This window comes from Blastococcus sp. SYSU DS1024, from assembly GCF_054050795.1.
In genome coordinates this window covers 57,437-73,634 of sequence record NZ_JBJHAA010000001.1, presented here as the reverse complement: position 1 = coordinate 73,634, position 16,198 = coordinate 57,437, and the positions used below count along the sequence as shown (strand labels likewise).

Below are 16,198 nucleotides of genomic sequence, written 5' to 3'. Positions count from 1 at the left end.
GGAGGTGCTGCCGTGCAGCTGGAGAACTCGTTCACCGTCCCGGTGCCCGTCGACGAGGCCTGGCGGGTGCTGCTCGACATCGAGCGGATCGCCCCGTGCATGCCCGGCGCGGCGCTGGACTCCGTCGACGGTGACGACTTCACCGGGCGGGTGAAGGTCAAGCTCGGGCCGATCAACCTGACCTACCAGGGGAAGGCGTCGTTCATCGAGAAGGACGAGGCCGCGCACCGGGCGGTCATCGACGCCCGGGGCAAGGATCAGCGGGGGAACGGGACGGCCGCGGCGGTGGTCACCGCCAACCTCCGGGCGGAGGGCTCGGTCACGCGGGTCGACGTCCTCACCGACCTGAACATCACCGGCCGGCCGGCCCAGTTCGGCCGCGGCGTGATGACCGACGTCGGCAACAAGCTGCTCGGCCAGTTCGCCGACAAGCTCGCCGCACAGCTCGGTGAGGGCGACGCGCAGGGTGAGGCGGACCGCGCGGCCGCGTCGGCGGAGGCCGGCCCGGCGGCGAAGGCGGCGGCGACGGCCACCGGCGTGGTCGAGGAGGTGGCCGCCTCGGCGGAGCAGGCCGCCGGCGAGGGCACGGCGGCCAAGAAGGTGGCGGCCGCAGCCAAGAAGGCGGCTGCGTCGGCGACCGACGAGGTCACCGCCGCGGCCGAGGAGTCGCCGGCGAAGAAGGCCGCCCCGGCCAAGAAGGCCGCCGCGAAGTCCACGCCCGCCAAGGCCGCGCCGGCGAAGAAGGCGGCGGCGGGCAAGGAGACGGCGACCACGGAGACCCCCGCCAAGGAGACCGCGGCCAAGGTGACCGCCGAGAAGGCCGCCGACACCGTGCCCTCGGGCAAGGCGCCCAGCGGACCGCCCACCGGCAACACCGCCCCGCCCGGCCGCCCGGCCACGGGTGCGCCGCTGCGGAGCGTGCCCGCCAGCGCCCCGGCGGAGCGACCGCGTCCGGCGTCGACCGAATCCGAGCCCATCGACCTGCTGGAGGTGGCCGGAGGGGCCGCGTTCTCCCGCTACGCCGCCCCCGCGGCCGGGGTCACCGCGCTGGTGCTGGTCGTCGCCCTGGTCGTCCGGCGCCGCCGCCGTCGCTGAGGTCGGCGGACCGGTCCGTCACTTCTTCGGAGTCCGGCTGCGGGATCCGGGGGGATCGGTGCCTCGGCACTGATCGGGTCGCGCGGTGCTGATCCGGTTGCTGTGCTGTGCTCTGACCTGCGGGAATTGTCGTACCCCCTGCCTAGCCTGCGGGTATGTCGGTGGTCGGGTTCGCGGTCGGGGTGACCGTGGCGCCGGTGTCCGACGCGCCCTCGCCGTGGGAGCTGGAGGATCCTGATCCGGCGCGGTGGGACGAGCCGCTCAGTGCCTGGCTGCCCGCGCGGCGGTCGGCGGCAGAGGCCGCGGAGCTGCTGGGGCAGATCGTGGTCGCGGAGGCGCGGCTGGCCGCGCTGCGCGCGGAGCTGGTGATGGACCTGGCCGCGGCCCGCCCCGCGCCGGCCGATCCGCTGCCCGGCGGTGAACGCGCCGGGCAGGTCGGCCCGGTGGGGGCCAGTGAGTTCGTGCCCGATGAGCTGGCGGCGGTGCAGAACTGCAGCCGCACGGCGGCGGTGACGCAGCTGGAGCACGCCCACGTGCTCACCACCGTGCTGCCGGCGACCTTCGCCGCGCTGCGGCTGGGGCGGCTGGACTGGCCGCGGGTCCGGGCGATCGCCGCGGAGGTCGCCGCGACCGGCGCCGACACCGACCCGGGCGTGATCGCCGCCGCCGAGGCGGCGGTGCTGCCGGGAGCGGTCGAGCTGGGGGTGGGGAAGCTGCGGGCGGCGGTGCGCACCGAGCTGCTGGCCCGGGATGCCGCCGCGGCCGATCGGCGGCGGGAGGCCCGCCGGCGCGGGGCGGATGTGACGGTGCGCCCGGTCGGGGACGGGATGAGCGAGCTGCGCGCCCTGCTGCCGCATCCCGAGGCCCGCGCCTGCCGGGACGCCCTGGATCGGCACGCTCGCGCGGCGAAGGACGCCGGGGATGCGCGCCCGATCGGGATGCTGCGCGCCGGAGCGCTGGCCGATCTGCTGCTGCGCCCCTGGCAGGACCGCCCGGCGGTGACCGCGCAGCTGACCGTGGTCGCACCACTGGACGCATTGACCCCCGGCCGGTTCCTGGCCGCCGGCGCCGCGTTACCGGCCGCCTTCACCCGCCTGGGCACCGCGTCCCCGGTCGGGGAGGTGGACGGGGAGCCGATCACCGCCGCCCACCTGCGCGAACTGCTCACCCAGCTCGACGCCTGCAGCATCCAGGCCCCGCCCGGCGGCAGCCTGCAGATCGCGCTCACCGACGCCACCGGCAAGCTGCGGGCCGTCACCGGCCGGGCGGAGCTGGCGCGGCTGGCCACCCGCGGCTGCCCCCACCACCCCGACCGGTCCTGCGGGTGCCCGCTGCTGGACGTCCCCGGGCCGGTGGACCGCTACCGGCCCTCGGCCGGCCAGCAGCGCTTCCTCGAGGCCCGCGACCGCACCTGCCGCCACCCCGGCTGCACCGCACCCGCCGCCTGGGCCGACCTCGACCACGTGCTCGCCCACGCCGCCGGCGGGGCCACCGCCTGCCAGAACCTGTGCTGCCTGTGCCGCCACCACCACCGGCTCAAGACCTTCGCCCCCGGCTGGCAGCACACGATGAACGACGACGGCGTGCTCACCGTCATCACCCCCAGCGGCGTCACCCGCACCAGCCGACCACCCGGCTACCGCGTCCTCACCGCACCACCCGAGCCGCCACCACCAGCGGACCCGGACGACGACCCGCCCCCGTTCTGACCCCGACCGTCAGGCCGGGAGCACCTCGGCGAGCCAGGAGGCGGCGGCCGCGCCGACGAGGTCCGGGTTCTTCTTCAGCGAGTGGTCACCGGGGACGGCGTACACCGACGCGCTGCCCCGGCCGGTCAGCACCGCGGCGACCTCGGCCGGGGAACCGAAGGCATCCCGCTCGCCCTGCACCACGACGACCGGGACCGCCACGCCCGCGAGCTCGTCCGCGCGGCTCTTCTCCGGCCGGCCCGGCGGGTGGAGCGGGAACGCCAGCGCGAGCACACCGTCGGCGCCGACCTGCGCCGCGGTGCGGCAGGCCACCCGCGCCCCGGCGCTGCGCCCCCCGACGACGAGCGCACCGGTCAGGTGCCCGGACCCCGAGAGGTGGGCCAGCACCGCCCGCCAGCCCTCGTCGAGGCGGGCCGGCGCGGGGGCGATCTTCTTCCCCGCCACCCGCCACGGTTGCTCGATGCGCAGCACGCGCCACCCGCCTTCGGCGGCATCGCGGGCAACCGCCTGCAGGTCGGCCGAGCCCGCCCCGCCGCCGGCTCCGTGCCCCAGCAGCAGCGTCCCCCGGGTGCCGCCGTCGGTGAGGTGAGCGCGGGCCGGGCCGTGCGGCGTCGCGATGTCGAAGGAGGTCACCGCTGCGGGAGGGCCAGCAGGGCGTCGATCGCGCCGGCGAGGTCGGGCGCGGCGACGTCGGGTTCGTCGTACACCGCGGGGAACACCCGCTCGCTGCGCGGGAACCACACGCCGGTGAGCCCCGCCCGCTGCGCGCCCAGCACGTCCCAGCCGTGCGCGGCCACCAGCGCCATGCGCTCCGGCGCCACGTCGCAGACCCCGGCCGCCCACAGGTACACCTCTCGCGACGGCTTCCAGGCGCGGATGGTCTCGCTGGTCATGCTGCGCTCCACCAGCGGCGTGATCCCGCCCCGCTCCAGCCCCGCCTCGGCCACGCCGGGCGAGCCGTGCGACAACGTGACGACCCGGATCCCGGCCTCGGTCAGCCGGCGCAGCGCGGGCTCGACGTCGGGGTGCGGCGCGAGCTCCCCGAAGGCGTCGGCCACGGCCGCGCGCTGGTCGGCCGAGAGCTCGCTCTCCTGGGCCAGCGCGGCGTCGAAGGCGTCCCGGAACCGGCACCACGAGCCGACGGCGGCCGCCGCGAAGCCGGTGAGCAGCGTGCGGGCGAACACCGTGCCCAGCAGCGCCTCGGGCTCACCGGACTCCACGAGGGTGGCGCGGACGGGCGCGAGGTCGAGCAGCGTCTCGTTGACGTCGAACGCCACGACCTCGGGACGGCGGGCCGTCACGACGTCGGGTCCCAGTCCTCGTCGAGGTGCTTCCCGGCCTGCGGGGGCCGACGCAGCCTCCCGGTGGCCTTCTTGTAGACGAACCAGGAGACGCCCAGCACGACGGCGGCCACGACGACGTAGTCCAGGTACTGCAGGTTCTCGTAGATGAAGTCGCCCGCAGCCACACCCAGGGAGACCAGGACGGTGTTCCAGATCAGGCTCCCCGCCGCGGTGAACAGCAGGAACTGCCCCAGCGGCATCCGCACCACCCCGGCCGGCACCGAGATGAAGCTGCGCACGATCGGCACCATGCGGCCGAGGAAGACGGCGGCGCGGCCGTGCCGCTCGAACCAGGCGAAGGTCCGGTCGACGTCCTCGGTCTCCACCAGCGGCAGCCGGTCGAGGAAGGCGTGCGACCGGCGCGGCCCCAGCGCGCGCCCGATGTAGTAGAAGAAGATCGCCCCCAGCAGCGAGCCCAGGGTGGCGAACAGGATCACCGGGACGATCGACATCCGGCCGTCGTTGATGAGCACGCCGGCCAGGCCGAGAACGGCCTCGCTCGGGATGGGCGGGATGACCGTCTCGAGCAGGATCGACAGCCCGACCCCGACCGGCCCGAGGGTCTCGACCAGGTCCAGCAGGAAACCGGTGATGCCACCCTCGTCGGAGGTTGCAGCGGCGAGGAACGACATGGGCCCACGGTATCGGCGCCCTCTGGCCGCCGCCGCGCCCCCGGGCCGGTGCGGAGCTAGGTTCGACCACCATGCGGCAGCGTTTCACCGCCCGGGCCCTCGTCGTCGGCGACCGCGCCGGGACGGTCGTCCCCGACGGCGTCCTCGACGTCGAGGACGGCACCATCGTCTGGATCGGCCCGGCCGCCGAGGCCCCACCGCCCGGGGACGCCGACGTGGTCGCGCTGCCCGGGGTCCTCACCCCCGGCCTGGTCAACGCCCACTCGCACGCGCCGATGGTGCTGTTCCGCGGCCAGGGCGAGGGGTTGCCGCTGGACCGCTGGCTGCGCGAGGTCATGTGGCCGCGCGAGGGCCGGCTCACGCCGGAGGACGTCGAGGTCGCGATGACCGCGGCATCGGCGGAGCTGCTCGGCAACGGCGTCACCACCAGCGTGGAGATGTACTTCCACCCCGAGCGGATCGCCGCCGCCGTCCTCGCGACCGGCGCCCGGGCGGTGATCGCCACACCGCTGCTGCCCCTGCCGGGCATGCCGCCGATGGCCGAGCAGCTCGACGCCGCCGTCGCCCTCGCCGCCGGCGCGCCCGCCGACGGGACGATCGAGTACGGCATCGGCCCGCACGCGGCCTACACGGTGCCGCTCCCCGTGCTCGCCGACGCCGCCCGGGCCGCCCGCGAGCACGGGCTGCTGCTGCACCTGCACGTCGCCGAGACCGCGACCGAGGGCGCCGACCTCCTGGCGGCGCACGGGCTGTCGGTGCCGGCGCTGCTCGCCTCCCACGACGTCCTCGGCGGCCGCGTGCTCGCCGCGCACTGCGTGCACATGGACGACGGCGACCTCGAGCTGTGGCGGGAGTACGACGTCGCCGTCGCCCACTGCCCGGCCAGCAACGCCAAGCTCGCCAGCGGCGTCGCGCCGGTGCGCCCGATGCTCGACCGCGGCATCCGGGTGGGCCTGGGCACCGACGGCCCCGCGTCCAACGACTCCCTGGACCTCTTCGCCGACCTGCGGTTGGCCGCCGGGATGGCGCGCCTGCGCGAGCGGTCGGCCACCGCGCTGACCGCCGCGGAGGCGTTCTGGCTGGCCACCGGGGGAGCCGCCGACGCCCTCGGCCGCCCGGACCTGGGTCAGCTGGTCCCCGGTCGGCGGGCCGACCTGGTGCACGTCGACACCCGGGACCTGGTCTTCGAGCCGGTCGGCGACCCGGCCGACGTGCTGGCCCACCTCGTGTGGTCCGGCGCCGGGCGGCACGTGCGCGACGTCTGGGTGGGCGGCCGCCCCGTCGTGCGGGAGGGCGCCTCGACCACGGTCGACGTCGCGGCGCTGCGGGCCGACGTCGCCGAGCGGGCCGCCCGGCTCGCCGCGGGCTGAGCTCAGCCGGCCTCGGCCCGCAGGGGGTCGTCGGTCCAGGTGTAGAGCCGGTCGCCGAGCACGACGGTCACCCAGCCCTCGCACAGCTGCGCGCTGTCCCCGAGGTCGGGCCAGTTCCCGCCCCCGTCGAAGGGCATGCCGACCTGGGGCAGCGCCGTGCAGCCCGCCGGCGGCTGCGCCCCCTCGTCCAGCGTCATCTCCACCCGCACGCTGCCCGCGTCGTCGCCGGAGGCCTCGCCGGGCCGGACGACGGTGACGTCGCGGCCCACCGCCCGGGTCCAGACCGGGACGTCGCCGCGCGGGGCGTCACCGGCTTCGGCGTGGTCGGCGGTCTCGGTGTGCCCCTGCAGCTCGGCGAGCATCGCGCCGGGCCCGTCCACGCCCGCGGGCATCGCCACCGCGACCCCGGCGACGGCGACCGCGCCGACCGCGAGCACCCCGGCGACCGTTCCCAGCAGCACCTTCGTCGTGTTCATGCGGGGAGCGTCGGTCACCCCGCCGTCCGCGCGCGTCGGCCGCGGGGCTGATCCGCTCGTCATCCCGCAGGCGCAGAGCCCGTGTTCAACCAGGTGGTTGACCAACGGGCGACGTGGGATCTACCGTCTTCTTCAACCGGAAGGTTGAAGAGAGGACGTGCAGTGGTGGCGGATCCGCTCTCCCGGGTGTTCTCGGCGCTCGCCGACCCCACCCGGAGGGACATCGTGGCGCGGCTCGCGGTCGGCGACGCCACGGTCAACGAGCTCGCCGCGCCCTACGACGTGACCGTCCAGGCCGTCTCCAAGCACCTCAAGGTGCTGGAGGACGCCGGCCTGGTCAGCCGGAGCCGGGAGGCCCAGCGCCGCCCGGTGCACCTCGAGGCCGAGGTCTTCGACCTCATGACGAAGTGGATCGAGCGCTACCGGCGCCAGGCCGAGGAGCGCTACCGCCGGCTGGACGACGTCCTGCGAACCATGCCGGACGCCCCAGCCCCGTCCCAGGAAGGAAGCCCCTCATGACCACGAGCACCCACCGCGAGACCCAGATCGCCGCCGATCCGGACGTCCCGCTCATCCGCATCACGCGGGAGTTCGACGCGCCGCGGGAGAAGGTCTTCCGCGCCCACACCGAGCCCGACCTGGTCGTCCAGTGGCTCGGCCCGCGGGGCCTCGAGATGACGATCGACCGCTACGACTGCCGGACGGGTGGTTCCTACCGCTACGTCCACAGCCAGGACGGCGAGGAGTACGCCTTCCACGGCAGCTTCCACGAGGTGCGCCCCGACGAGCTGATCGTGCAGACGTTCACGTACGAGGGCATGCCCGACGAGGTCGTCCTGGAGAAGCTGCGCCTCGAGGACCTCGGCGACGGCCGCACCCGGCTGACCACGACCTCGCTGTGCGACTCCTTCGCCGGCCGCGACGCGATGCTCGCGAGCGGCATGGAGGTCGGCGTGAACGAGGGCTACGAGAAGCTCGACGAGCTGCTCGCCCGCGGCTGATCCGCACGCGGCGGGACGGTCAGGCGCGCAGGCTGACCGTCTCGCCGCGGTGGGCGGGGCGGACCGTGCCGGGCAGCTCCCGGCGGGCCACCTCGGCGACGAAGTCCCCGAGCGGGCTCTTGAACAGCGAGTAGTCGTCGTAGTGCACCGGCACGGTGACCGGGGGCTTCAGCAGCTCCACCAGGTCCGCGCCCTGGCGGCCGTCCATCGTGACGGTCAGCCCCAGCACCTTGGTGCCGCCCAGGTGCGGGATGACGACGTCCAGCGGGCCGCAGCGCTCGAGCACCTCGCCGAGGAAGGGCCGGTACAGGGTGTCGCCGCTGATGTAACCCCGCCAGCTCACCTCCCCCTCGCGCACCAGCTCCAGCACGCTGCCCATCACCTGCGGCAGCACCCGGGCCAGGGGGCCGGGGCCGTGCACGCCCGGCACGGACGTCACGCGCAGCTCCTCGTCGTCGCGGGCGAAGGTGTGCGTCTGCCAGGGCCGCAGGTCGGCGGTGCCGGTGAAGCCCCGGTCGGAGAGGCACTTCGACGCCTCCGGCGTGGTGACCACCGGCGTCTCCTTGGGCAGCGCCTTCGTGGCGACCCGGTCCCAGTGGTCGCCGTGCATGTGCGAGAGCAGGATTCCGTCCAGCTCCGGCAGCTGGGCCGGCAGCAGGGCCGGGTCGGTGAGCCGCTTGCTGCGCAGCCCGTAGCCCAGGTGCGCCCGCTGTCCGCGGTGCAGGAAGTTCGGGTCGGTGAGGAGCGTGAACCCCCCGATCCGCAGCAGCATCGTCGCCGTGCCGCCGAAGGTCATGGTCACGTCGTCCGCAGCCCGATCCATGCGCAGGCGCTTACCCCGGGTGTTCCGGCTCACCCGTGCCCGAGCGCTGGTAGACAGGGGCTGTGCCCGTTCGCCGCACGATCGACGAGTCGTTCCTCGCGCTCCCGCTGTCCGCGCTCACCGACGCCGCGCTGACCCGCGCGATCGACCTGGGGTGCTCGCACGCCGACCTGCGGGTCGAGCGCATCCGCACGCAGACGATCAGCCTGCGCGACGCCCGCCCCGAGGCGTTCACCGACGGGGAGGACCGGGGCCTGGCCGTCCGCGTGGTCTACGAGGGCACCTGGGGGTTCGCCGCCGGCGTCGTCCTCACCGCCGCCGAGGCCGTCCGCCTCGCCGAGGAGGCCATCGCGGTGGCGCGGGTGGCCGCCGCGCTCAACTCCGACCGCGTGGAGCTGGCGCCGGAGCCGGTGTACCCGGACGCCGAGTACGTCTCCGCCTACGACGTCGACCCGTTCACCGTGCCGGACGCCGAGAAGACGGCGCTGCTCACCGACCTGTCGGAGCAGCTGCTGGCCGGCGACGGGGTCGAGCACGTGCAGGCCACCTGCATGCTGGTCAAGGAGCAGAAGTACTACGCCGACACCGCCGGCACCCGCACCCGGCAGCAGCGGGTGCGCATCAACCCCGACCTGACCGCGCTCACCGTCGACCGGTCCACCGGCTCCTTCGAGAGCCTGCGCACCCTCGCCCCGCCGGCCGGCCGCGGGTGGGAGTACCTCACCGGCACCGGCTGGGACTGGCGCGGGGAGCTGGCGGAGATCCCCGAACTGCTGCGCGAGAAGACCAAGGCGCCCACGGTCGCGGCCGGCCGGTACGACCTGGTCGTCGACCCCTCGAACCTCTGGCTGACCATCCACGAGTCCATCGGCCACGCCACCGAGCTGGACCGGGCGCTCGGGTACGAGGCGGCCTACGCGGGCACGTCGTTCGCCACCCCCGATCGGCTCGGCACCCTGCGGTACGGCTCGCCGCTCATGAACGTCACCGGGGACCGCACCGCCCTGCACGGGCTGTCCACCGTCGGCTGGGACGACGAGGGCGTGGCCGGCCAGCAGTGGGACATCGTCCGCGACGGCGTGCTCGTGGGCTACCAGGTGGACCGGAACATGGCCCGGCTGCAGGGCATGGCGCGCTCCAACGGCTGCGCCTTCGCCGACTCGCCAGGGCACGTCCCCGTGCAGCGGATGGCGAACGTGTCGCTGCGCCCCAGCCCCGACGGTCCCTCCACCGAGGAGATCATCGCCGGCGTCGAGCACGGCATCTACGTCGTCGGCGACAAGAGCTGGTCGATCGACATGCAGCGCTACAACTTCCAGTTCACCGGCCAGCGCTTCTACCGGATCGAGAACGGCCGGCTCGCCGGCCAGGTGCGCGACGTCGCCTACCAGGCGACGACGACGGACTTCTGGGGCTCGATGACGGCGGTCGGCGGCCCGCAGACCTACGTGCTGGGCGGCGCGTTCAACTGCGGCAAGGCCCAGCCCGGCCAGACGGCGGCGGTCAGCCACGGCTGCCCGACGGCCCTGTTCGAGGGCGTGGCGATCCTGAACACGGTCGAGGAGGCCGGGCGATGAGCTACCAGCGTCCCCAGGACGTCGTCGAGCAGGCGCTGGCCGCCTCGACCGCCGACGGGCAGGTCACCGTCGTCGTCGAGGGGGTCGAGGCGAACCTGCGCTGGGCCGGCAACAGCCTGACCACCAACGGGGCGATGCGGTCGCGCCAGGTCGTCGTCATCTCCTTCGTCGACGGCGGCGCCGGGATGGCGGCCGGCACCGTGAGCCGCTCGGGCGCCGCGGACGTCGCCGACCTGGTCACCGCCAGCGAGCGGGCCGCCCGCGACGCCGGGCCGGCCGAGGACGCGATGCCGCTGGTCGCCCCCGATCCGGACCGCGGAGCCGCCCCGGGCGCCGGTGACTGGGACGCCGACCCCGCGGAGACCTCGATCGAGGTGTTCGCCGAGTTCGCCCCGGCGCTCGGCCAGGCCTTCGGCGAGGCGCGCGACCGCGGCGAGTTGCTCTTCGGCTTCGCCGAGCACAGCATGCGCACCACCTACCTGGGCAGCTCCACGGGGCTGCGGCTGCGCCACGACCAGCCGACGGGGCGGGTGGAGCTCAACGGCAAGTCACCGGACTTCGCTCGTTCCGTCTGGGCCGGCACCGGTACCCGGGACTTCGCCGACGTCTCGGTGGCCGCCCTCGCCGCCGACGTGCAGCAGAAGCTCGCGTGGTCCCGGCGACGGGTGGACCTGCCGGCCGGCCGGTACGAGACGCTGCTGCCGCCGTCGGCGGTGGCCGACCTGATGATCTACCTCTACTGGACGATGGAGGCGCGCGACGCCGACGAGGGCCGCAACGTCTTCGCCCGGACCGGCGGGGGCAACCGCACCGGCGAGCGGCTGGCCGCCCTGCCGCTGACGCTGCGCAGCGACCCGCACGCCCCCGGTCTGGAGGCGGCGCCCTTCCAGGTGGTGGGCGCGTCGTCGGGCTCGGCCTCGGTGTTCGACAACGGCATGGTGGCGCCGGCGGTGGACTGGATCTCCGGCGGGGTGCTCACCAACCTGATCCGCCCGCGGGCCTGGGCGTTGCGGACCACCGCCCCCGCCACCGTCGCCGTGGACAACCTGATCCTCGAGGACCCGACCGCCACGGCGTCGCCGGAGGAGATGGTGGCCGCGACGGACCGGGGGCTGCTGCTCACCACCCTCTGGTACATCCGCGAGGTCGACCCGCAGACCCTGCTGCTCACCGGCCTCACCCGCGACGGCGTCTTCCTGGTCGAGAACGGCGAGGTGACCGGCGCCGTGAACAACTTCCGGTTCAACGAGTCCCCGGTCGACCTGCTCGCCCGGGCGGTGCAGGCCGGCCGCACCGAGCGGACCCTGCCGCGGGAGTGGAACGACTGGTTCACGCGGACCGCGATGCCGACCCTGCGGGTGCCGGACTTCAACATGAGCAGCGTCAGCCCCGCCAGCTGAGCCTCCCCGGCGGGTCGGGGCCGTTCCGTCACACTTCCGCCAAGTCGATCTCGCGCACGCTGGCGGAAACTGACGGCGACCTCTCGTGTTCACCGAACTACGCTCAGTTGCGATACCTGAGCGAGCGGATCGCTTTACCCAGACCCGGGTTCTGCCGAAACCTCTCGTAGCTCGATGACCGAGTACCGCACGCGAGCCCCGCTCCCACGGGGCTGTCGAGGGGAGGACTCCGTGACCAGGAGTCGCAAGCCGTCCGTCTTCCAGGTGGGCAAGGTCCGCGACGACGGGTACACCGTCGTCATCTCCGGCTGGGGGCTGGGCCTCTGCGCCGCCGCCTGCGCCTGCCACCGTCACCCGTCCGCGGGGCACCTCGCCATCGCCGAGGACCAGGCCGGTGGCTCCATCGGGCTGGTCAGCTTCCGCGAGGGCGGCTGCGACTGCTGCGAGCCGTGGACCTCCGAGGAGCTCTCGGGCATCCTGCGTGACTTCCAGGCCCTCGCCGGCCTGCAGGTGCAGGAGCCCCTCGCCGGCTGAGCGATCTCCCGGCCCCGGGAAGCCCTCGCGGCGCCCGGGGCCGGTGTTCCCCGGCTCTCCCGGGGTAGGCCCGTTCCCATGTTGGGACGCGCTGCCCTGCGGGGCGCACTCGCCGGCCTGGCCGGCGTCGCCGTGATGACCCTGGGCGAGAAGGCCGAGCAGGCCGTGACCCGTCGCCCGAACAGCTACGTGCCGGCGCGCACGCTCACGGCGGTGAGCACCGGCCGGCGCCTGCCCGGCTCGGCCCGGCCGCCGGTCCGCAACCACCTCATGCACTGGGGTACCGGGGCGGCCGTCGGCGCGCTGCGCGGCATCTGGGCCGCCAGCGGGCTGCGCGGTCCGCGCGCGTCGGCCTGGCACACCTCGGTCCGGCTGGCCACCGACCAGACGCTGGAGAACGCCACCGGCGTCGGTTCGCCGCCCTGGACCTGGTCCCGTCGCGACCAGGTCGTGGACGTCGCCCACAAGGCGGTCTACTCCTTCGTCACCGGCGCGGTCGCCGACCGGCTCGTCGCGCTCGCGCCCGATCGGCTGCCGGACGGCACCGCCGTCGGCCCCCGCCGCCGCTGACGACGCCGCCTCGTGGCGGTGGGCCCCTCCTGGGACTCGTGTGACGGACGGGGTGAGCCGGTGGCCGTCCACCCGCGCGCCCCTCACTACTCGTCGACAACTGCTCCCTACGGTCCGTGCTGACGCGCATGGTTGCGGCCCCCTTCCCCGGGCCCGGCGCAGGTGATCGGAGGCCAGGGTGCACGCGCAGCACACGACCACCCGTCGCCGCTCGCGTGCCGTCCTCGCGGTCGGCGCCGTGCTGGTGGCGGCAGCGACGGGCGTCCTCGCCCCGACGACGGCCTCGGCCGCACCGGGCTCCGCGGCCGAGGCCGCCGAGCTGGTGCGCAAGACCGCCGAGCAGCTCACCGTGATCGACGAGCAGGTGCACGAGGCCCGGCTGACCGTCGCCGAGCAGCAGCGGATCGCCGAGGAGGCCGCCGCCCACGCCGCCACGGCCCAGGCCGCCGTCGCCGCGTTCGAGCCGCAGATGCGGGCCATCGCGCACAGCGGCTACACCGGCAAGACGCGGTCCCGCGTGGCCGCGTTCCTCACCAGCGGCTCGGCCGACGAGCTCGTCCAGCAGATGACGACGCTGGACCTGATCGCCGACCACACCAACGGCGTCATCGCCCAGGTGGCCGCCGCCCAGACCGCCGCGGAGCAGGCCCAGGCCGCCGCCGACCAGGCCGCGGCGACGGCGAAGGCCGGGCTCGAGCAGGTGACCGCCCAGCAGGCTGAGCTCGAGAAGCAGATCGCCGACCACCGCGCCGACTACGCCCGGCTCTCGGCCACCGAGCAGGCCCGGGTCGCCACCGCGCTGGCCGGGCCGGCCCTCGCCACGCCGTCGGCCAGCAGCCTCCCCGACGCCCCCAGCGGTGCCGCCGCGGCGGCCGTGCAGGCCGCCCTCGGCCAGGTGGGCGACCCCTACGTCTGGGGTGCCTCGGGCCCCGACGGCTTCGACTGCTCCGGCCTGACGTCCTACGCCTACGCCGCCGCGGGCATCTCCCTCCCGCACAGCAGCCGGGCGCAGTCCCAGCTCGGCCGCGAGGTGCCGCGGTCGGAGCTCCAGCCCGGCGACCTCGTCTACTTCTACTCGCCGGTCAGCCACGTGGGGATGTACATCGGCAACGGCATGATGGTGCACGCCCGCACCTTCGGCCGGCCGGTCGCCGTCACCAGCGTCGACCAGAACGGGTACCGGGGGGCACGCCGCCTCGTCGGCTGACCGGCCCCCGTCCGGCGTGCCGCACCCCCGCGACGTACGTTGCCACTGCACGGCGACGGACGGCGAGGAGGCCGGGGATGAGCGGTGAGGTACCGGCCACGGTGCTGGGCATCTACGACGAGGTGCTCCGGCGCAATCCGGGCGAGACGGAGTTCCACCAGGCCGTCCGCGAGGTCCTGGAGTCGCTCGCCGTGGTGCTCGACCGGCACAGCGAGTACACCGAGATGAAGACCGTGCAGCGGATCTGCGAGCCGGAGCGGCAGATCATCTTCCGCGTCCCGTGGCAGGACGACCGCGGCGAGGTGTGGATCAACCGCGGGTTCCGCGTGGAGTTCAACTCCGCGCTCGGCCCGTACAAGGGCGGGCTGCGGTTCCACCCCTCCGTGAACCTGGGCATCGTCAAGTTCCTGGGGTTCGAGCAGATCTTCAAGAACGCCCTGACCGGCATGCCCATCGGCGGTGGCAAGGGTGGCTCCGACTTCGACCCCAAGGGCCGGTCGGACGCCGAGGTCATGCGGTTCTGCCAGTCGTTCATGACCGAGCTGTACCGGCACCTCGGCGAGTACACCGACGTCCCCGCCGGGGACATCGGCGTGGGCGCGCGGGAGATCGGCTACCTGTTCGGCCAGTACAAGCGGATCACCAACCGCTACGAGTCCGGTGTGCTCACCGGCAAGGGGCTGGGCTGGGGCGGCGCGCTGGTCCGCACCGAGGCCACCGGGTACGGCGCCGCCTTCTTCGCCGACGCGATGATGCGGGCGCGGGGGGAGTCCTTCGACGGCCGGCGGGTCGTCGTCAGCGGATCGGGCAACGTGGCCGTCTACGGCATCGAGAAGGTGCACCAGCTGGGCGGCACCGTCGTCGCCTGCTCCGACTCCGGCGGCTACGTCGTGGACGACGCCGGCATCGACCTCGACCTGCTCAAGCAGGTCAAGGAGGTCGAGCGCGGCCGGATCTCCGACTACGCCGACCGACGTGGCTCCGCGGGCTTCGTCGCCGGCGGCAGCATCTGGGACGTGCCCTGCGACGTCGCGATCCCCAGCGCCACCCAGAACGAGCTGGACGGCGACGCCGCCGCCGTCCTCGCGCGCAACGGCTGCCGGTACGTGGTGGAGGGCGCCAACATGCCCGCCACCCCGTCGGCGGTGAAGGTGTTCCGGGAGGCGGGTGTCGGCTTCGCCCCCGGGAAGGCGGCCAACGCCGGCGGCGTCGCGACCTCGGCGCTGGAGATGCAGCAGAACGCCTCGCGCGACCGCTGGACCTTCGAGCACAGCGAGGCGCGGCTCGAGGAGATCATGCGGGACATCCACGCGCGCTGCCACGAGACCGCCGAGGAGTACGGCTCACCGGGCGACCTCGTGCTCGGCGCCAACGTGGCCGGGTTCCTGCAGGTGGCCGAGGCCGTGCACGCGCACGGCCTGATCTAGAGCTCGGCGCGCAGCAGCTCCGCGGCGCGCGCCAGCGACCGCATCTTGCCCGCCGCGGACTCCCGGGGCAGGTACTTCAGCCCGCAGTCGCTGGTGAGCACGAGCCGGTCGACGTCCACGTCGCCCAGCGCCCGGCGCACCCGGTCGGCCACGACCTCGGGGGTCTCCACCTCCGGCGTGGACAGGTCGAGGACGCCGAGCGCGATGCCCTTGCCGCGCAGCGGCCGCAGCGTGGCCGGGTCGAGGTGCGACTGCGCGGTCTCGACGGCGACGGTGTCGACCGGGGTGTCGGCGAGCTCGGGGAGGAACGAGTAGCCCTCGGGGCGCTCGGAGACCATCGCCGCGTAGCCGAAGCACAGGTGCAGGTGCACCGGGCCGGGCGCACCCTCCACCGCCCGGGTCACCGCCTCCGCGCCGTACTCGCGCGCCACCTCGGGGCGCGCCTGCAGCCACGGCTCGTCGATCTGCACGATGTCGGCCCCGGCGGCGAAGAGATCGGCGATCTCCGCGCGCACGACGTCGGCGTAGGCCAGGGCCAGCGAACGGCCGTTGCCGTAGTGGTCGTCCTGGGCCTGCTGCGCCATGGTGAACGGGCCGGGCACGGTGATCTTGACCGTCCGGTCGGTGTGCGCCCGCAGGAAGCGGACGTCGTCGGTCTGGACCGGGGCCGGCCGGGAGATCGGGCCCCGCACCCGCGGCACCGGGATCGGCTTCCCCGACCGGTTGAGCACGGTGCCGGGGTCGTCGACGTCGACGCCGGTCAGCGCGGTCGCGAAGTGGTTGGAGTACGACTCCCGCCGGATCTCGCCGTCGGTGACGATGTCGAGCCCGGCCTCCTCCTGGCTGCGGATGGCCAGCCGGGTGGCGTCGTCCTGCGCCTCGGCGAGCAGGTCCGGCGCCACCCGCCACAGCTCCCGCGCGCGCACCCGGGGCGGGAACTGGTGGGCCAGCCGGTCCCGGTCGATGAGCCAGCCGGGCTGGGGCAGGCTCCCCACGACCGAGGTGGGCAGCGGGGGCAGGGATGCGGCGGGCAT

17 protein-coding genes are annotated in these 16,198 nt (G+C 74.7%); 11 read left to right on the top strand and 6 right to left on the bottom strand.

Annotated features, from left to right (window positions below; all coding sequences use genetic code 11):
- Nucleotides 1-12 precede the first annotated feature (12 nt).
- Both ACI79S_RS00390 and ACI79S_RS00385 read left to right on the top strand, forming a co-directional pair.
- Nucleotides 13-1,095 carry an SRPBCC domain-containing protein gene (locus tag ACI79S_RS00390; RefSeq protein WP_456591461.1) on the top strand — a complete coding sequence of 361 codons (1,083 nt, stop codon included), beginning with the start codon at nucleotides 13-15 and terminating at the stop codon, nucleotides 1,093-1,095.
- 155 nt (nucleotides 1,096-1,250) lie between these two features.
- On the top strand, nucleotides 1,251-2,804 hold the full coding sequence (locus ACI79S_RS00385) for a DUF222 domain-containing protein (RefSeq protein WP_456591460.1): 1,554 nt from the start codon (nucleotides 1,251-1,253) through the stop codon (nucleotides 2,802-2,804).
- Between the two features lie 9 nt (nucleotides 2,805-2,813).
- On the opposite strand, the gene ACI79S_RS00380 is transcribed toward ACI79S_RS00385, so the two are convergent.
- The 3 genes from ACI79S_RS00380 to ACI79S_RS00370 are packed head-to-tail and all read right to left on the bottom strand — an operon-like array spanning nucleotide 2,814 to nucleotide 4,779.
- On the bottom strand, nucleotides 2,814-3,437 hold the full coding sequence (locus ACI79S_RS00380; protein ID WP_456591459.1) for an alpha/beta hydrolase family protein: 624 nt from the start codon (nucleotides 3,435-3,437) through the stop codon (nucleotides 2,814-2,816).
- Nucleotides 3,434-4,105: an HAD-IA family hydrolase gene (locus tag ACI79S_RS00375; RefSeq protein WP_456591458.1), complete on the bottom strand. Its 672-nt coding sequence runs from the start codon at nucleotides 4,103-4,105 to the stop codon at nucleotides 3,434-3,436. Before ACI79S_RS00375 ends, ACI79S_RS00380 begins: the two co-directional genes overlap by 4 nt.
- Entirely contained in the window at nucleotides 4,102-4,779 is a 678-nt protein-coding gene (locus ACI79S_RS00370) for a DedA family protein (RefSeq protein WP_456591457.1), read from the bottom strand. Before ACI79S_RS00370 ends, ACI79S_RS00375 begins: the two co-directional genes overlap by 4 nt.
- A 71-nt stretch (nucleotides 4,780-4,850) precedes the next feature.
- Here ACI79S_RS00370 and ACI79S_RS00365 point away from each other — a divergent pair, with 71 nt between their 5' ends.
- Nucleotides 4,851-6,149 (top strand): amidohydrolase family protein, encoded by a 1,299-nt coding sequence (locus tag ACI79S_RS00365; protein WP_456591456.1) that lies wholly within the window; start codon nucleotides 4,851-4,853, stop codon nucleotides 6,147-6,149.
- 2 nt (nucleotides 6,150-6,151) lie between these two features.
- Here the strand turns inward: ACI79S_RS00365 and ACI79S_RS00360 are convergent, their stop codons facing one another.
- Nucleotides 6,152-6,625, bottom strand: a complete 474-nt coding sequence (locus ACI79S_RS00360; RefSeq protein WP_456591455.1) for a hypothetical protein — start codon at nucleotides 6,623-6,625, stop codon at nucleotides 6,152-6,154.
- A 162-nt stretch (nucleotides 6,626-6,787) separates the two neighbouring features.
- Here ACI79S_RS00360 and ACI79S_RS00355 point away from each other — a divergent pair, with 162 nt between their 5' ends.
- Both ACI79S_RS00355 and ACI79S_RS00350 read left to right on the top strand, forming a co-directional pair.
- Nucleotides 6,788-7,144, top strand: coding sequence for an ArsR/SmtB family transcription factor (locus ACI79S_RS00355; RefSeq protein ID WP_456591454.1), 357 nt, complete (start codon nucleotides 6,788-6,790; stop codon nucleotides 7,142-7,144).
- Complete coding sequence (locus tag ACI79S_RS00350; RefSeq protein WP_456591453.1) at nucleotides 7,141-7,626, top strand: SRPBCC family protein; 486 nt, start codon at nucleotides 7,141-7,143, stop codon at nucleotides 7,624-7,626. The genes ACI79S_RS00355 and ACI79S_RS00350 overlap by 4 nt, the downstream gene beginning before the upstream one ends.
- Before the next feature lie 19 nt (nucleotides 7,627-7,645).
- On the opposite strand, the gene ACI79S_RS00345 is transcribed toward ACI79S_RS00350, so the two are convergent.
- Entirely contained in the window at nucleotides 7,646-8,449 is an 804-nt protein-coding gene (locus ACI79S_RS00345) for an MBL fold metallo-hydrolase (protein ID WP_456591452.1), read from the bottom strand.
- Nucleotides 8,450-8,511: 62 nt separating this feature from the next.
- Here ACI79S_RS00345 and ACI79S_RS00340 point away from each other — a divergent pair, with 62 nt between their 5' ends.
- From ACI79S_RS00340 to gdhA, 6 genes are all read left to right on the top strand, one after another.
- Complete coding sequence (locus ACI79S_RS00340; RefSeq protein ID WP_456591451.1) at nucleotides 8,512-10,026, top strand: TldD/PmbA family protein; 1,515 nt, start codon at nucleotides 8,512-8,514, stop codon at nucleotides 10,024-10,026.
- Complete coding sequence (locus ACI79S_RS00335; protein WP_456591450.1) at nucleotides 10,023-11,426, top strand: metallopeptidase TldD-related protein; 1,404 nt, start codon at nucleotides 10,023-10,025, stop codon at nucleotides 11,424-11,426. The genes ACI79S_RS00340 and ACI79S_RS00335 overlap by 4 nt, the downstream gene beginning before the upstream one ends.
- A 231-nt stretch (nucleotides 11,427-11,657) precedes the next feature.
- Nucleotides 11,658-11,960 (top strand): hypothetical protein, encoded by a 303-nt coding sequence (locus tag ACI79S_RS00330; RefSeq protein ID WP_456591449.1) that lies wholly within the window; start codon nucleotides 11,658-11,660, stop codon nucleotides 11,958-11,960.
- A gap of 78 nt (nucleotides 11,961-12,038) precedes the next feature.
- The gene (locus tag ACI79S_RS00325) at nucleotides 12,039-12,530 is read left to right on the top strand and encodes a hypothetical protein (protein ID WP_456591448.1); all 492 of its coding nucleotides are present in this window, start codon (nucleotides 12,039-12,041) and stop codon (nucleotides 12,528-12,530) included.
- 178 nt (nucleotides 12,531-12,708) lie between these two features.
- Nucleotides 12,709-13,737: a C40 family peptidase gene (locus tag ACI79S_RS00320; RefSeq protein ID WP_456591447.1), complete on the top strand. Its 1,029-nt coding sequence runs from the start codon at nucleotides 12,709-12,711 to the stop codon at nucleotides 13,735-13,737.
- A 77-nt stretch (nucleotides 13,738-13,814) separates the two neighbouring features.
- Nucleotides 13,815-15,164: an NADP-specific glutamate dehydrogenase gene (gene gdhA, locus ACI79S_RS00315; protein WP_456591446.1), complete on the top strand. Its 1,350-nt coding sequence runs from the start codon at nucleotides 13,815-13,817 to the stop codon at nucleotides 15,162-15,164.
- Here gdhA and ACI79S_RS00310 read toward each other — a convergent pair.
- Nucleotides 15,161-16,198, bottom strand: a complete 1,038-nt coding sequence (locus tag ACI79S_RS00310) for a 5-methyltetrahydropteroyltriglutamate--homocysteine methyltransferase (RefSeq protein ID WP_456591445.1) — start codon at nucleotides 16,196-16,198, stop codon at nucleotides 15,161-15,163. The genes gdhA and ACI79S_RS00310 overlap by 4 nt on opposite strands.

What these genes read in the sequence shown, in the direction of transcription:
- ACI79S_RS00385 (WP_456591460.1), top strand. Translation starts at nt 1,251, where the DNA reads ATGTCGGTGGTCGGGTTCGCGGTCGGGGTGACCGTGGCGCCGGTGTCC.
- ACI79S_RS00370 (WP_456591457.1), bottom strand. Translation starts at nt 4,779, where the DNA reads ATGTCGTTCCTCGCCGCTGCAACCTCCGACGAGGGTGGCATCACCGGT.
- ACI79S_RS00365 (WP_456591456.1), top strand. Translation starts at nt 4,851, where the DNA reads ATGCGGCAGCGTTTCACCGCCCGGGCCCTCGTCGTCGGCGACCGCGCC.
- ACI79S_RS00360 (WP_456591455.1), bottom strand. Translation starts at nt 6,625, where the DNA reads ATGAACACGACGAAGGTGCTGCTGGGAACGGTCGCCGGGGTGCTCGCG.
- ACI79S_RS00350 (WP_456591453.1), top strand. Translation starts at nt 7,141, where the DNA reads ATGACCACGAGCACCCACCGCGAGACCCAGATCGCCGCCGATCCGGAC.
- ACI79S_RS00345 (WP_456591452.1), bottom strand. Translation starts at nt 8,449, where the DNA reads ATGGATCGGGCTGCGGACGACGTGACCATGACCTTCGGCGGCACGGCG.
- ACI79S_RS00335 (WP_456591450.1), top strand. Translation starts at nt 10,023, where the DNA reads ATGAGCTACCAGCGTCCCCAGGACGTCGTCGAGCAGGCGCTGGCCGCC.
- ACI79S_RS00325 (WP_456591448.1), top strand. Translation starts at nt 12,039, where the DNA reads ATGTTGGGACGCGCTGCCCTGCGGGGCGCACTCGCCGGCCTGGCCGGC.
- gdhA (WP_456591446.1), top strand. Translation starts at nt 13,815, where the DNA reads ATGAGCGGTGAGGTACCGGCCACGGTGCTGGGCATCTACGACGAGGTG.
- ACI79S_RS00310 (WP_456591445.1), bottom strand. Translation starts at nt 16,198, where the DNA reads ATGCCCGCCGCATCCCTGCCCCCGCTGCCCACCTCGGTCGTGGGGAGC.